Raw genomic sequence first — 17,488 nt, 5'->3', positions numbered from 1 at the left:
CGGGTGGCCTGCCACATCTACACCAATGGCCTTGCGGCACTTCAGCCTTTTGCCGCGGATGGTGAATTCCGCGGCGGCTGCCTGACCCACGCCGTCAGTTGTCCTTTCGCGCGCTCTCGGTGGCGCCCGCGGGCGCCTGAGCGGCCGCTTTTTTCGCCTCGTCCATCGCCGCAGGCAGCCTGCGCGCGATATTGACCATGAGTGAGATGTACTGGGCGATCCGCGCCCGGTAGGCGTCGCCATTGGGCTGGCCTTTGGTCAGGATCGACAGCACCGCCCCGAGCTTTTCGGTGTCGATGGCGGCGGTCCCCGGCGACAGCGCCAGGACCGCGGTCATCGCCATGATGGCAATCTGCTGCGCGTCGTTGGCCGCGGCCAGTTGCTGGAGGGAGAGGCCCAGCGCCGTACCCAAGGCCTCCGCCCCCTTTTGGTCTGCGGGATCGGCTGCCTTGCCGGACGCCGCCACTTCGGTCTGATCGGACACGTGAACTCCTAATCCCAAACCTGACGTTTGCCTCACAGCCAGCTGAAGGTCGATTGAAGGGTATGATAGAACGTCGCCGAGTTGAGGCCCAGCGGCTGCACGGTGGTGTTCGGAGGCAGCGCAGTGGCCTCGGCCAGCCAATCCCCCAGGCTCTCGAACGCGTTGGCAACCTTGTTCAGGCCAAGATCGTCCTCCACCTGCGTGGCATAGGTGTTGAGCACGGCCGCGGCGGCCTGCAGGTAGGGATTGCTCAGGATCAGCCGGATCGTGTCACCGCCAAGCGACAGCACGTCGCTGGCGAGGCTGAGCGGATGCCCGGTGAACAGATCCTGGAACGCGGCGCCGACATCCTGTGCGAGGTTCTGCACGGCCGGGAACTGGAAGCCCACCGAATATTGGAACAACGCCTCGCCAAGCGCCGCCCCATCGGCAGCGATCTTCTGGGTGTCGCTGCCGTCGGCGAAAATATTCACCATGTCCGCACCCATCGTATAGACCTGACTCATGTAGGTGAGCGCCGTGGTGTTCAGGAGGTTGGTGACGAGGTTGCAAGTATTGGCGACGAGCTTAAACGCGCCCAGCAGAGGCCCTGAGATATTCGCAATGACCGGATTGGAGTTGAGGACACCCGCAACCGCATCCATGGTCATCAATGCGACCATGCCGTTCGACGCCAGCTGAACCATCGTGAATGTCATGGCCGGGCTGAACTCGACAAGCGTGCCGGAGTCGAGCGTCACCTCGAATTCCCCCGCCTCGCCGGCGCCGCTTCCGGTCAGACCCTTGCCATAGCCGAAGCTGATCTTTTCCCACGCGTCTTTGAGCACATCGCCGAAGCCGTTGGCCATGTCCTCGGGATCGACAGTGCTGCCCGTGGTGCCGAAGATTTGGTTGATCAACGCACTCTGCATGGACTGAACATTCTTGCCGAGCCCCAGGGCGTTCAACAGTGGCCCCTGCCCGATCGGAAGTCCGGACACCAGCAGACTTGACAGCAGATCCATGTAGCCTTGCGCGCTGGTCGCGTTGCCGGCGATCTCGCCGCCGATGATGTGCGACAGCGGGAAGTTGGTCCACGCCGCGGTCCAGGCGGTCTGGTACCAGGCCGTCGCTGTGTGAGCAGCCGCGGCCACGTCCGTGATGCTCGCATTGGCGGGCAATATCAAGACAGTCCACATCTGGCTGAGGTGAACAGCGAGATCGGTCTCGACGGAGTAATTGGCCGCATTGCTCTCGACAGCATTGATGGTCGCAATGCCGGTCAGCAACGACTGGATGGTCGTGAGCCCACCGCTTTCGATCTGGCTCTGCACCGCCAGCGCGGCGTTGTGGATCGAGAGAGCACCGCCGTTGGCGATGTTGTTGGCGACGATGTCGATCCAGGCATTCGCCACGCTGTGCAGCGTGCTGTTTTCGGTCGACGAGGCATGCACCAGCGCGGCCGTCAGTTCGCCGTTCAGGAGCGCCATTGCCTGGGTGTACGGCAGATATCCTTGGGTGATCGCACCGACCAGACCGATTTCGGTGGCGCCGGTACCGATGCGATGGCCCAGCGCCACCAGAATTGCGGCGTTCGCCCCGGTGAGGACGTTGTAGGCGTTCTGGACGGCCTGGAGATCTGCCGGGGTGTAACCGCCCAGCTGCTGCAGAAGCGTCAGGTTCGGCGCCGGGCCGACGCCGGCGTTCACCAGTGCCGACAGATGCATCAGCGCCACGTCGACCACATAGGGGAAGGAGCCGCTGTAGGCTTCGACGTTGGCGATCGCCGTTGCGGCGCTCATCGTTCCGGCGATGACGGCGGGTGCATCCGTATAGGCGATGAGATCCTGGTTCAGCAGATCGATCGCGGGAACGAGGGCCTGCTGCAAGGTCATGGGCGCGGTGATGCCGCCGGTAACGCTGGCCGAATAGGGGCCGGTCGCCGGCACGTTCCCTAGATTGAGGACGGGCGTCGGGATGTTCGACCACGCGGCGGTCAAGGCCTGGCTGACGATCTGTTGGGCCATCGTCAGGGAGAGAACGCCCTCCGAGACCAACTGGGCGAGGCCGCTTTCCGCGGCATCGTTGCTGATGCGGTTGTAGATCTCGATCGCGATCGCGTTGGCGGCAGTCGTCAGGCCGGCGCCCTGGCTCTCGATCAGCGCCACGCTCAACAGCACGTCCGCCGGAACGCTGGCGGTCGAATAGGTTTCAAGATCGGTGATCACCTGCGCGGCGGTCTTCTGGCCGCTGGCCAGCGCGACGAACTCACCCGCGGCGTACGTGATGGCCGCCTGGAATTGCGTCGTGCCGAGGACGGCGCCTTCGAGGCTTGCGATTTCGTTGGCGACACCGGTCAGCAGCGTGGCGCTGCCATGCGCGTTCGCCGCAATGCCACCAAGGACCGCGATCGCCTGGCTGGCGGACAACAGATTGCCGATGACGGCGGCATCGAGATCGTTGATCGCCTGCGCGGCGGTGATGCGGCCGCTGGCCACCAGCGTAGCGATTTCGGTGCCGATCAGCGGACTGGTCACGTGAGCGGCGAGGCCCGAGAGCAACCAGATCGCCCGGTCGGCCCCGAGCACGTTGTTGCTGACGTCGGTGTTCACCTGCGTCACGATCTGCGCAACGGTGGCGAGGGGCTGGCCGTGGCTATCCACCCGCGTGAGAAGATCGGCGAACGCCCCGGCGAGCGCGCCACAGGCGGCCATCGACGCCGACGACGCGCCGACAAAGGCGTCGATCTCGCCGATCGCGGCGACACCCGCCAGAGCGGCGATGTAGTTGGCGAGGTTGCTGATCGCGTTGACGCCCGGCTGTCCGGCGATGCCGACGGACTCGATGTCCGATGGCGAGAGATTGGCGATCGTCGCCGCGAGCACATTGACGCCCTGGGCCTGGGTCAGGGCGCCGCTCGTGATCAGCGGCGTGATGTTGAACGTGTAGGACGAAATCTGCTGCTGTTCGACCATCGAGGCGAGCGCGGCGCCCGCCAGCATGGTGTTGGCGGCGCTGCCGGTGGCAATGCCGGATAACAGCAGGCTCATGTACTTCGCCACGTCGGCGTTCAAACGCCAAGAATACGCTTCGAAATTCGAGAAGACGGCCAGAGCCTGGTTCGAGGTCAGCATCGCCTGGATTTGCGAGATGATCTGAGCAGCGCCGAATTGATTGGCCAGCGATCCGACCTCGTTGATGAGAGCAGGCAGAGACGTCGATGGCGCTTGCCAGAGCAGCGCGCCGAGCAGGATGACGGCCTGGGAGCTGGACATCGTATTCGACGTGACGGCAGCCGTGATGTCCACCATCAGCGCAGTTGGCGCGATCAGGGCGCCCGAGCCAATGCCGGCCATCAGGGCGGTCAGTTCGCGGGCCACGGTTGCTTGCACGTGCTGGGACGGATCGTTCTGCGTCCAGACCAGCAACAGCGCCGTGGCGGCCTGTTGGGCCGTGATGACGTTGGCGGCGACGAGAGCGCTGGTGACCTGCGTCGTGACCTCCATGCCGACAAGCATGGCGACGGCCTGATTGGCGCTCATGGCATGGGCATTGACGGCCGACGCGATCGCGGCAGCGGCATTGCTGTCGAGAGTATACAAATTGCCGTTGTTGGCGTTGCCGCTGGTGTAGGCGTTCATCGCAGTGCCGACAGCGAGCGCGAGCGCGATATTGCCGCCTTCGGCAAGCCCGATCAGCATCGTAAGCGCCTGTGCAGGCACGATCGTCCCTGCGAGAACCGCATTGACGATCGTGTTCGCCACGGCATCGGGCGTGGTCTGGTTGGCGTTGAGCAGGACAAGGAATTCGGCCGTGACAGCGCTCTGGGCCGCGGTATCCTGCACCGCAAGCGACATCAACATGCTCACCGCCTGAGCGCCGCTGAGACCGGCGCCGACCGCAGTGCCGATACCGGTGATCGCTTGGGTCACGGTGAGCTGGTTGCTCAAGATCAACGTGGTAATCTCGCTGACCACCGCCGTCTGCACAGTGCCGTTGCCGTCACCCGCAATCGTGAGCAGCGTCGACAGCGCCTGCGTTGCTGTGAGCTGATGGCCCGTGATCAGTGTGGCGATCTCGCTGACGGCCGCCGTCTGCACGGCGGTCGGGCCTTCGCCCGCGACGGTCGCCAACAGCGACAGTGCCTGCGAGAACGTGATCTTGGTTTCGGTCAGCAGCGTGCCGACCTCGCCGATCACCGCGGTTTGCTCGCTGGCATTGCCGCCGGCCGCAACGGCGTTGAGCACCGCGAGTGCAGCGCCGGCTCGCAGAGCCGACGTTGTGACGGCGTGGTCAATGTCGGTCATCGCCTGCGTGGGCGTGATCTTGCCGGCGGTCACCAGCGCGAGGATCTCGTTGCCGACCGCTGTCGCGGTTGAAGTGCCGGTGGCGGCGATGCCCGCCAGCATCGCTATGACCTGGTCGGCGGTCATGCCGTTGCCGATTGCGCCGCCGATGGCGGTCGCCGCCTGCGTCGCGGTGATCTGATTTTGTCCGATCAGCGTGGAGATTTCGGTGCCGGCCGCAGACTGCACAGCAATTGTGCCGATTTCCGCAAGGCCGACCAACAGCGACAACACCTGGCTGGCGCTGGTGGGTGCGGTGGTGGCATTCACCCCGACGCTATCGATCGTGTAGGCGTAAATGTAACCAGGCCCTTGATACTGGGTGGTCGTGACGCTGCCGAACTGCGTCCGATAAATCCAGTACTGGGTCGCCTGATCGACAAAGCCGAGGGTGGGAACGCCCGCGATGGTTGCGACATCGGCCATGGCGGCCGCCGCGCTCAACGCGTTGTTGGCAATCAGCGTGGTGATTCCGCCGAGGAACACCGACTGGGTCGGAGCCACATAGTTCGCGGGGATTCCGTTGCTGAAGATCGTATAGTAGCCCGATTGCAGGATATTGGCGGCGAATTCGGCGCCCGCCGCCAGCATGACCACCGCAGGTCCTGCGCCGAGCGCACCCGACGTGACCGCAGCGGTGATGTCGCCGACCGCTTGCGCGGCCGATATCCAGTTCAGCTGCGTGAACACGAAGATGGCATCGCCGGCCGCAACCTGGACGGCGGCCCCAGAATGCGACGCGATCACGGTCAGCAGTGCAACCGCTTGATCCGCCGATATGGTCCGAATGTCACTTCCCGTGCGCGCAAACGGGTCGAGACCCGCCTGCCACTGCGAATCGACCGCGCCGAGCATGTCCGACATCACCTGAGCGATGCTGACCTGGTTGCTGGTGATCAGCGACGCGATCTCCGCGCCGCTGGCAACTTGCAGCGCCGCGTTGCCCTGCGCGCCCACGCTGATGAGCAGGTTGATCGCCTGATCCGCGCTAAAGTTCTGTCCGATGGCCGCGCCGATGTCGGAGGCGATCAGCGGGATGACGCTGGGCGTCTCTCCCGCCAGCTTGAGAAGTTCGGTCGTGACCGCCGACTGCAACGACGCATCGCCGGCGAGCAGACTCAAGAGCGCCGGAATGGCGACGGCGGCCGTGATGCCGTGACTGGTGACCTGCGCATCGATGCCGGCGACGCCCTGCAGGTTCGCGACCTCGGTGGCCACGGCGTTCTGCACGATCGTCGATCCGGCACTCGACAGCGCGCTGAACAGCGCCGTGACCTGGGCATTGGTCAGCGTGCCGGCGGCGAGCGTGTTGCCGATATCGGTCATCGCCTGCGTGGCGGTGATCTGGCCTCCGGAAATCAGTGTGAGAATTTCGCTGACGACGGCGCCTTGCAGCGTTGCGTCGTTCTCGGTCCAGAGCACGGCAAGCATCGAGATGGCCTGATCGGCCGTAATGCCATTGCCGATGGCATTGGCGATGTCGGCCACCGCCTGGCTCGCCGAAATGACCGGATGCACCAGGACCTCGATCTCGTCGGCGACCGCGGTCTGCACCGCCGTGCTGCCGTTCGCCGACATGCCCGACATGACCGCGACGCCCTGGTCCGGCGTGAGCACGCCACCGGCGATGGCCGTGTCGATATCGCTGATCGCCGCCGTGACGGTGATCTGATTGCCGGCGATCAGCGCCGCAATGCCGGCGCCGATGTCGATCTGAATCTGGGTGTCGCCGTCGCTCGCGACCACCGACATCAAGGCAATGACCTGATCGGCCGTCAGCGCGCCCGCCGTAATTGCGGCGCCGAACTGCGCGGCCGTGATGTTGCCGTTGGTGATCAGCGTGACCAGCTCCTGGGCGACAGCGCCCCGGACCGTCGTGCCACCCTGCAGCCACAGGCTCGCCAGCAGCGTCACGTCCTGATTGCCGGTGAGCACGCCGCCCACCATGCCGCCGATATCGCTCGCGGCCTGAGCGGCGCTGAGCCGGCCCTCGGTGACAAGCGCGAGGATTTCGCTGACCGCGGTGGCCGGCACGCCGGTGCCGCCGGCGAGCCAGACGCCGGCCAGCACGGCGATGCCGCGGTCGGCGGTGAGCGCACCCGCTCCGACCGCGCTATCGAGATCCGTCATCGCCCGCGAGGCGGTGATGCGGTTCGCCGCGATCAGTGCCGCAATTTCGGCGCCGACCGCCTGCTGTTGCGCCGCGCTGCCGGCATTAGAGACGGCCGCCAACAGGCCGACAGCCTGATCTGCCGTGAGGGTACCGGCCGCGACGGTGCCGCCGACGTCGGTGAGCGCCTGTGCGATGGTGATCTGGCTGTTCTGGACCAGCGTGAGAATGTTGCTGATGGCGGCGGCTTGCAGCGCCGCCCCGCCTCGTCCGCCAGCGCCAGCCAGCAGCGCGACCGCCTGGTCGATCGTGAGCGACGCACCGATGGTGCCGACGATATCGGTCGCCACAGAGGTGGCCGAAATCCTGTTGGCGCCGACCAGCGCGGCGATTTCGGTGATGACTGCGCCCACCACCGTGGCGTTGCCGGCGGCCGCGAGATTGGCGAGCACGGCAATCGCACGATCGGCCGTCAGCGCATTGGTGGTGATGGCCGTGTTGATATCGGCCGTAGCCTGGGTGGCCGTGATCGTGGCGGCGGCGATCAGCGTCGCCAGCTCGCCCCCTATGACGGCCTGCTCGGCCGCGGTGCCGGAATTCGCCAGCAGGGCGAACACACCGATGGCCTGGTCGCCGGTCAGCGTGCCGGCGGTAATGGCGTTGCCGATATCGGTCATCGCCTGCGCGGCGGTGACCTGATGGCCGGCGATCAAGGCGAGAATTTCCGCCGCGGCGGCGCCCTGCAGGGCCGCATTGCCCTGGGCCGCGATGCTGGCCAGCAGCGCGACCGCCTGATCGGCGGTGAAGCCGGTGCCGATCGCAGTGCCGATGTCGGTGCCGACCTGGGCGGCCGCGATCTGGTTGCCGCTGACCAGCGCCGAGAGCTCGCCGATGGCCGCGGTGCGCACCGCGGCGTTGCCCGCACGGGCTTCGCTGCCGAGCACGACAACGGCCTGATCGACCGTCAGCGCATGGGCGGTGATCGCATTTCCGAGATCGGTGTTGACCTGGCTCGCCGTGAGATTGCTGGCCCCGATGAGGCCAGCGATTTCGCTACCGATCGCGGCCTGCACCACAGCATTGCCGCTTCCGGCAAGGCTCGCCAGCAGCGCCACCGCCTGGTCGCCGGTGAGCGTGCCGGCCGCGATGGTGTTGCCGATGTCAGCCATCGCCTGCGCAGGGGAGATCTGGTTGCCAGTGATGAGCGAGAGAATCTGGGCATCGGCGGCGGATTGCAGCGTCGCATTGCCCTGAACCGACAGGATCGCCAGCAGCGTGACCGCCTGATCGGCGGTGGCACCCGAGCCCATGGCGGCGGTGATGTCCGTCATCACCTGCGCGGCGGTGGTGGCGTTGTTGTGCACCAGGCTCGCAATTTCGCTGGCGACGAGGCTGTTCGAGCCGGTGCCGTTGCCGACGAGGCTCAGCAACAAGGCGACGCCATGATCCGCGGTGATGATCTGATCGCTGATCAGTTCGACGATCCCGGCGGTGGCGTTGGGGCCGAGCTCCGAAATCGTGCCCTGGAGGGCCGTCTGTAGCGAATCCGTATATCCGCCCTGGGCGCTGCCGACATTGGCGCCGAGCTGATAGAACACGACCGCCGCCTGTGCGGGCGTGAGCGCGCCGCTCGTGAGCAACGCGTCGATGTCGGCGACGACTTGCGGGCCCGAAACGTTGAACGGCGTGTAGCCGGCGATCCAGCCCGCCACTGTGGCTTGCAGCGACGCGCTGGCGCTGGGCGCGCCGATCACTCCTGCGAACAGCTCGACCTGCTGGTCGAGATTGTACGTCGAAGGAATGAGGAACGTGTAGTTGCCATTGTACAGATTGGTGAGAACGGCCGAAGATTGCGCGACGATGCCGGCCATGCCGGCGCCGGCGGCGGCTTGCGACACGTAGCCCGAGCTCGCCAGATACGTCATCATGTAGGCGGCCTGGTCGGCCGAGATTAGCCCTGCGTTCAGGCCGTTGACGACATCGGCAACCGCGCTCGCGCCGGTCACCTGGCCGTGGCCGATGATCGCGCCGATTCCGTTGATCACCGCCGCGCCGAAAATCCGCCCGAAGTCGCTCGTGTTCATGCCGAACTGGGCGCCGAGGCCCGCCATAGCGACCAGAGCCGTTACGGCCTGATCGCACGGCTGCGTGACGATGGCGTTGACGGCGATTGGCGGTTCGAGGTTGGCTTGGGCCTGCGTCGTCACAGGAGTCTGATAGACAGTCCAGAGGACCGCTTTTCCGATCTCGGCAGCGACCGCAGAATTCGCTGCCGGCAGCAGCGCGGCGAGAGACGGGAGATCGGGCACGGTGCCACTGAAGAGCTGGTCCCTCAGGGCAGCGTCCAGCGCCGAATTGCCCCCCGCGGCATTGACCAGCAGGGCGTAGGCCTGATCGAGCGTCACACCCTGCGACGTCGCGCTCATGATATCCGCGACGGCTTGAGCGGCCGTGGCCAGACCGGAGTTGACGAAGTTCGCGATGCCGAGTCCGGCCTGATACACCTGCGCCTGCGGCGACGAGGCCACCAGGATCGCCGTCAACGTGATCACTTCGTCCACGCCGAGCAAGCCAGTTGCGACCGCGGTGCCAAGATTGGCGATGATCCGCGCCGCGTTGGTCTGGTTGGCGGCAATCAGGCTGTTGATCTCGGCCACGACCGCGGCCTGCAATGCGGCGGAGCCGGTCGCCGCCACGCCCACCAGGTCGATGACCGCCCGGTCGGCGGTGATGTGGCTGCCGGTGATCAGCGTGGAGATCTCCGCGCTGACGGCGGTCTGCACCGCTGTCGGCGCCGAGGTGGCGAGATTGATCAGCAGCGTGACGGCTTCGTCCGCCGTCAGCACTGACGGCACCGCGGCGCCGATGTCGGCGACGGCCTGCGCGGCGGTGAGCAAATTGCCTGAAATCAGCGTGTTGATTTCGTTCGCCACCGCGCCCTGCACGGTCAGGCCGTTGGCGGCGATGGCAAGCAGTTCGTTCATCGCCTGCGTGACGGTGAGCCCGCCGATCAGGGTGTTGATCTCGGCCACGGCCGCGGTCTGCATCGCGGTCGATCCGGTCGCCTCCAGCGTGGCCAGCACGCTCAGGGCCTGGGTCGCGGTGAGCTGGGACGCCGTCACCGCGTTGTTGATGTCGGTGATGACCTGCGCGGGCGTGACAAGGATTTCAAGCTCGTGCGCCGCCGCCGAGGCGGCGGCCGCATTGGTGCCGATCGCCATGCCGAGCAGGATCGCGACCGCCTGGTCGGACGTGAGGCTCGACGCGGTGACCGCGTTGCCGATGTCGGTCGCTGCACCGGTGGCCGAGAGCGCGCCGGCCGCGATCAGCGCGACGATCGATCCGCCGGCCGCGAACTGCACACTGAGCGTGCCTTGCGCGGCGATGCCCACCAGCAGCGCCACCGCCTGATCGCCGGTCAACGACGCACCGTGCACCGCGGTCGCGATGTCGGTCATTGCCTGCGACGTGGTGATGAGCGAATCCGCGATCATCAGATTGATGTCGCCGATCACCGCCGACTGGACGCTGCTGTTGCCGACACCCGCAAGTTGCGCCAGCACGGCGAATGCCTGATCCGCCGTCGCCATGGTGATGGTCGCGTTTCCGACCAGCAGATTGATCTCGCCGGCCACCGCCGACTGCATGGTGCTGTTCCCGCCGCTCGCGAGCTGCGCCAGCAAAGCGAGCGCCTGAGTGACCGTGATCGACGATGCACCCAGCGCGCCGTTGATATCGGTCATCACCTGCGCGGGCGTCAGGGTCGTCTGCAGCGCCGGGTCGCCGCTCAATGCCATGCCGATCTGGACGTTGAAGGACTGGCTGGCCGTGAGGATCGACGGAACCGCGCCCGTAATGTCGGCTATCGCAGCGTTGCCGGTAAGCGCGCTCGCCGTGACCAACGCGGCAAACTCGCCGCCGACGGCAATTTGCGTCGTCACACTGCCCTGGCTCGCGAGACCGAGCAGGATGTTGGCCGCCTGCGCGCCGCTGAGGACCGTCGACGTGACGGCCGCGCCGATGTCGGTGATCGCGCTGGTCAACGTGATGGTGCTGTTGCCGATCAGTGCGGCAACCGCCCCGCCGACCGAAATCTGGGTCGAGGCGTTGCCTGCAGCAGCGAATGCCGCCAGCACCGCGAGGCCCTGATCTGCGGTGATCGCGCCGGCATAGATCGCGGTGTTGATGTCGTTGAAGGCTGACGCGGGGAATTGGATCTGAGTAAGGCTCAGCATCTCCTGCGCAACGGTGCTGATGTCTGCGCTGTTGCCGTTGATCAGCATGCCGATCAGAACGCCGAACGACGCGTCGGCAGCATTGAGTGCCGCGACAAGCGCGACGGCATTGGACACGCTGACGCTGCCGGCCTGGATCAGCGCGTCGATCTGGCCGCCAACAGCAATCTGGGCCGCGACGCTGATGGATCCGGCACCGACCAGCACCGAAACCGCCTGATCGCCGGTCAATTGATGGAAATTAACCGCGGCTGCGATGTCGGCTGTCAGCTCGGTGAGCGGGAGTCCCTGGGCGGCCGTCAGACTGGCGAAGACACCACCAATGGTGTTGAGGTAGATGGTGCTGTTCGCGCCGCTGGGCACATCGGCCGCGAGCGCCAGCAGCAGCGCCGCCTGCTGCGTGACGTTGAGCGCGGCGTTGTTGTTGACGGCAGGGTTCAGCGCGACAGCGAACGACGCGAACTGGCCGCCATTGACCATGGACCAGATCGTGCTGGCGACAAGCGCAGTGAGCGTCGGATTGTTATACGCGGCAAGCGCCCCGAGCGCCGTCGCCATCTGCGGTTGGGTGATAGGCGTGTTGGGCCACGCAGAACCCAGCTGAACGGCAAGTGCCTGCTGGACCGCGATGGCATTGCTCACGGTCAGCGCGCCGCTCGCAACAGCTCTGACGATATCGGCATTCACCTCGGCGGCAGAGACGTTGATGGGGCCGAAATCCCGCATCATATGCAAGATGCTCGGGACGTTGCTGACCGCGAAGGCGTCCGTCAGGGCATCGACAACGTCCTGATCGAGACTGCTCGCGCTGTAGAACGGTGCGACCAACGACGACAATTGTGCAATGACAGCGTTCTGCAGGCTCACATTGCCGCTCGCCGCGGCGAACATCATCACCGGAATGGCGGGCAGGATGCTGGTCGGCGTGACGGTGTCAGTGGTGCCCATGATGTCGGCGACCGCGTGGCTGGCGGTCACCGTGCCGGCCGCGACCATTGCGGCGATATCAGTGCCGACGGCGGCCAGCACCGTCGCGGACCCGGACTCGGCGAGATATGTCAGCAACGAGATCGTCTGGTCCGGGGTCAGTGCATTGGCGCTGCCCGCGGCGGCGACGTCGGCCACCACCTGTGTGGCGGTGACCTGGTTCGCGGCGATGAGCGCATTGATGGCGGTGAGCGCGAAGACCTGCATCGCCGCCGTGCCACCGGTCAGCAGACCGATCAGCGTCGTGGTCGCCTGGTTGCCGGTGATGTAACCCCCGCTCACCAGCGCGGTGATTTCCGTCGCAGCGGCGCTTTGCACCGCCAATGACGCCGGTGCCGCGAGATCCGCCAGCACATCCACGGCTTGTGTCGCGGTCATAACCGACGACGTCACCGCGTTGCCGATATCGGTCATCACCAGCGCCGTGGTGATCTGGTTGTTCGAGATGAATGTGCCGAGTTCAGCGGCGACCGCCGCCTGCATGCCGGTGACGGCCGCGAGCTCGAGCAGGATGCTGACCGCCTGCGTGACCGTCATTGCCGAGCTGTTGACGGCCGTGGTGATGTATTGGGTCGACTGCCCGGGCACGCCGAGGCCAGCCATGACGACGGCGGCGGCGCTTGCGGTCGCGCTGCTGCCGTTGAGCGCAATGCCGGCGAGGATGTAGAACGCTTCGTTGGTGTTGATGGTACCCGGGGCGAGGCCGCCGACCTGCGCGATGGCGGCGCTGGCGGTCGTGGCGCCTGACTGGATCAGCGCGGCGATGTCCTGGCCCGCTGCGAACTGCGCCGGGATGGAGCTCGCCACATAGGCGAACGCGTTGATCGCTTCCACCGCCGTCAGCTGGCCGTTGCCGACCGCCGTGACGATGTCCGCCAAGGCCGCCGTCGCGGTGATCTGGGACGGGACGAGGAACCCAAGCGCCTGATAGATCCCGGTCGGCCCGAGCGGCGAATTCGGATTGACGTTGCCGGTGATGCCGAGCATCGCCGCCAACAACGTGATGCCTTGCGCGGCGGTGATCGCCCCGTTGCTCACCGCTGTGGTCACGCCATGAGCGGCCTGTGTCATGCTGAACGTCTGGGCGTTCAGCAGAGACACGATGGCGGCCGCCACCGCATTGTCGAGCGTCAAGCTGTTGTTCGACGCAAATCCGGCGAGCACGACCACTGCTGTCGCCGGCGCGATGCTCAGCCCAACGATGTCGTTGATCGCGGCCGTGTTCGTTATCTGCCCGGCCGCGACGAGCGCGCCGATGACGTGCGAGACGAAGGTCATCGCCGCCGAAGACGCCCCGCTCCCCTCACCGCCCGAAGAGGAGAAGACGCCGGTCAGCCCCGCGATCACCTGCACAGCGGTAATGCGGCCGCCGGTGACCAACGCGAGAATCTCCGTCGTTGCCGCGGTCTGCATGCTCGCCGAAGCCATTCCGCAGATATCGGTCAGCAAGGACACGGCCTGGACCGCCGTCAGAACGGAAGCGATCACGGCGTTGTTGACCGCGGTCGTCACTTGCGCGGGCGTCACCGACAACGTTTCGATTTGCTCGGCAACAACCTCCTGCCATGCGGTGTTGCTGGCGAGTTGGACCAACAAGCCAAGCAGCGGCGTTGCGGCGATCCCGGAAGCGGCGACAAAGGTGGCGATCTCGCTGCGTGCCTGGCCAGCCGACGACAACAGGCTGGTGAGTTCCGTAGTCACCGCGCTCGCGGTCGCGGCACTGCCACCGACAGCCACGCCGAGCAGGATGGTGGAGGCCTCGTTCCACGCGAGATTGAGGCTCCTGATATCGGCGATGGCGGCGCTCGCAGTGATCGCGCCAGATTGAATCAGCGCGGCGATGGACGTGCCTGCTGCAGCCTGCACGGAGACGGACCCGCCGGCGATCAAGCTCACGAAAGCCGAGATGGCCTGGGCCGGGGTCAACTGACCAGCACCCGCGGCGGTGGCGATGTCCGCCATGACGGCCGACAGCGTGAGCGAACCAGGAACCAGATGACCGAGCGCCGTGATGATCGCGGCCTGATTGGTCGCGTTGGCGCCGACGGCGCCCAGCATCGACGCGAACAGCGCCACCGCCTGGTCGGCGCTGACGGCCTGGGCGCTGACCGCCCGAGTCACGTCGGCGATCGCGGAGGTGATCGACAACGCGCCGCCGCCGACCAGCGACAGAATCGTGCCGGCGACCGCATTGTCGAGCGCGGCGTTATTGCTCGCCGCGAGGCTCGCAAGGAACGCCACAGCGGTATCGGCCGGGAAGGTCGTCGAAATCAGCGCCGCGATGTCGGCGTTGATCTCCGCGCGCACCGACGCATTGCCGCTCGCCGCGACGTTCATCAGCTGCACGATCGCGAGCTCGATCGACGCAACACTGCTCGTGTTGGTCGAGTGGGTGATCGCGGCGACCGCATTGGAGGTGGAAATCGAGGCCGAGCTGATCAGCGCCGCAATCTCGGCGCCGGCCGCGGCCTGCATGGCGGTCGAACCGGAGCTCGACAGCATGTTCAGCAAAGTGACCGCCTGGTCGGCGGTCAGGACATGCGCCGTCACGGCGGCCGCGATGTCGCTGACGGCCTGAATGGCCGTGATCTGGTTCGCGCCCACGAGCGCGTTGATCTCCGCGACCACGAACGCCTGCATCGCCGTGGTGCCGCTGGGGAAGAGCGCCGTCAGCGCGTTGACCGCTTGATTTGCCGTGATGGTCGTGCCCGTCACCAGCGTGGCGATTTCTGCCGTCACGGCGGTTTGCAACGGCGTCGACGCCAGCGCTGCCATATAGGCCAGCAAGGTCACTGCCTGCGCCGCCGTGAGGACGGACGACGTCACGGCGCTGCCGATGTTCGCCATCGCCGTGCTGGTGGAGACCTGATTGCTTGCGATCAGCGCATCGATTTCGCCGGCGACCGCCGACGTCATGTTCGCACCGCTGGCGAGGTGGATCAGCAGGCCCACTCCCTGCGCCGTGGTGATCGTGAAATTGGCAATGGCGGAATCGATGTCGTTGACCAGCTGCGTTGGCGACAGCAGGCTCGCCATTCCCGCGGTAGCGGCACTTGCGGTCGCTGTGTCGCCGCTGGTTGCCAGGCCGAGCAGTATATTGAATGCCTCCGACGACGACAGGTTGAGGCCGGCGATATCGGTCACCGCCGCACTTGCCGTAATCGCGCCCGCCCCGATCATCGTGGCGACGTCGGACCCCAAGGTGAATTGCAGAGGCGTTGAGTTGGCAGCCAAAGACGCCAGCAGGGTAATGGTCTGACCGGCGTTCAGAACATGTGAAGCACCTGCGGCAGCGATGTCGGCGAACGCTTGCACCGTCGTGATCTCGTTCGCCGCGACAAGCGCGCCGATCTCCGTCACAACGAATGACTGCATCGCAGCCCCGCCGCCCGCGACAAGACCGGTCAGCGCCGTGATCACCTGATCGGCGGTCAGATTGCCGGCCGTAACAAGAGACGCAATTTCCGCGGTGACGGCGGTCTGCACGGTCGTGGAAGCCGGCGCCGCGATGTCCGCCAGCAAGGTCACGGCTTCCGTCGCGGTCAGAACCGATGAGGTCACCGCGCTGCCGATGGCAGTCATGACCTGCGACGTGGTCAGTTGGTGGTTCGAGATCAGGGAATCGATTTCACCAGCGACAGCCGCCTGCATCCCGGTCGAACTGGCGAGATCGACCAGGATACCAAGCGCCTGCGTCGGCGTGATCGCGGTTAGGCCAATGGCGGAATTGATGGCGGCGACCGCCTGCGACGGCGAACTTACGCTCGGCATTTCAGCAATTGCGGCGCCCGCGATCGCGGTGTTGCCGCTGCTCGCCATGCCGAGCAGGAAATTGAACGTCTCCGTGGTGGCCCAGTTGGAGCTGACGATGTCGGCAATGGCCGCATTGGTGGTGATATAGCCGGCCTGGATAAAGCCGGCGATGTCGGCACCTGCCGTGATCTGCGCGACCGTGGAGCCGGCAGCAAGGCCGCCAAATGCGGCGATGGCCTGCCCCACTGCCAACCGACCGGAATTCACTTCAGCGACGACGTCGGAAAGACTCCCCGTCTGCGCGCTCGCCGGCGCCAATTGATTGAGTACGGCATCGATCGAGAGCGAGCTACCGACGTTGTTCGCAAGATTGGAGTAGTTCGGCGCGAGGTTCACCAGCGAATTCAGCAGCGCGAAACCCTGATCGCCGCTGAGGGCGTGGCTGTTGATCTGTTGCACCAGATCCGCAACGGCCGTCGTCAGCGTGAGGCCGCCGGCATTCACCAGCGACAGCACGCTATTGGCCACCGCATTGTCGAGAACGGACTCGTTGCCGTTGGCGACGGCGTTCTGCATCGTGGCCAACAACGGCTGGAAACCAGTCAGAGCACCATAATCGCCAGCGATAACCGCATCCATCGTCAGGGTTTTCGCGACCATGATCATATTCATGTCGGCGGTCGAATCGTGGCTGATACCTGAATAGGACTGCGCCACTGCGGCACCGATATCGGCGGCGATGTGGTTGCCCGTAGTCAGGCCGCTCGCCATCAGGCTGTTGTACTCGCTCGCCACGGCGGCGTGCATGGCCGGCGTACCAGCGGCGTCGTTCAGGACATCGATAGTTTGATCGAGGGTCAGCGCGCCGGCCACACCATATGCGTTGACGATGTCGGTTACGGCCTGGGTGGCGCTGAGGTTGCCCGCGGTCACCAGCGCCGCGATTTCCGTTCCGGCCGCGGCCTGAACGCTCGCGGAAACCGGTCCGCTCATACCCGCGAGCATGGTGACCGCCACATGGCCGGTCGACTGCCCCGCGGTAACCGCGCCGGCGACGTCCGATATCGCCTGCGTGGCACTCACCTGCCCCGCGGTGATCAGATGGCCGATCTCGGCACCGACCGCATAGCCATCATTGGTGTGGCCCGAAGTCTGCGTGATCGCGCCGGCAAAGGCAGCAAGCGCTTGGGTGGTGTGAGTCTGATCGTAAGCCGCCACGGCCTCGATCAAATGCATCGCCTGCGTTTCGGTCGTCTGATGATTGACGACGGCCTGCGCGATCTCCTGAGAAGAGACACCGGCAAGCATCGAGTTGGCATCGAGATTGAGGTGCGATGTATCGAAGCCCGCAATCGAATTGAATTGGCCGGGAGGCGGCGTGATATTTCCACCAACGATGCCGTTGAGGTCATCCGCGCTCAGGGGCTGGAATTTGGCGGTCGTGCCGCTCGACGATTTGTCTGTGCGTTTACCCTTCGCCTTCACCGCCACCCTCCCGGTTACCGTCGGCTGAAGCACGTATCGTTGACACCTGTCTCGTGCGCAAGGCAGTTCAGTCCGCATTTGTGGGGCAAAACACATTCGGGCGGCCCGA

2 protein-coding genes are annotated in these 17,488 nt (G+C 65.7%); both read right to left on the bottom strand.

The features are described 5' to 3' along the window. Nucleotides 1–94: 94 nt before the first annotated feature. A complete protein-coding gene (locus ABID58_RS10550; RefSeq protein ID WP_354032591.1) occupies nt 95–484 on the bottom strand; it encodes a hypothetical protein in 390 nt (129 codons plus the stop codon). A 32-nt stretch (nt 485–516) separates the two neighbouring features. Beyond that, nucleotides 517–17,379 (bottom strand): beta strand repeat-containing protein, encoded by a 16,863-nt coding sequence (locus ABID58_RS10545; RefSeq protein WP_354032590.1) that lies wholly within the window; start codon nt 17,377–17,379, stop codon nt 517–519. Nucleotides 17,380–17,488 lie beyond the last annotated feature (109 nt).

Origin of the sequence: Bradyrhizobium sp. S3.2.6 (genome assembly GCF_040546885.1) — a bacterium.
In the GTDB taxonomy this organism is placed as follows: Bacteria; Pseudomonadota; Alphaproteobacteria; order Rhizobiales; family Xanthobacteraceae; genus Bradyrhizobium; species Bradyrhizobium cytisi.
Note: the sequence above shows the minus strand (reverse complement) of the source record. Positions and strands in the feature narration are given on the sequence as shown.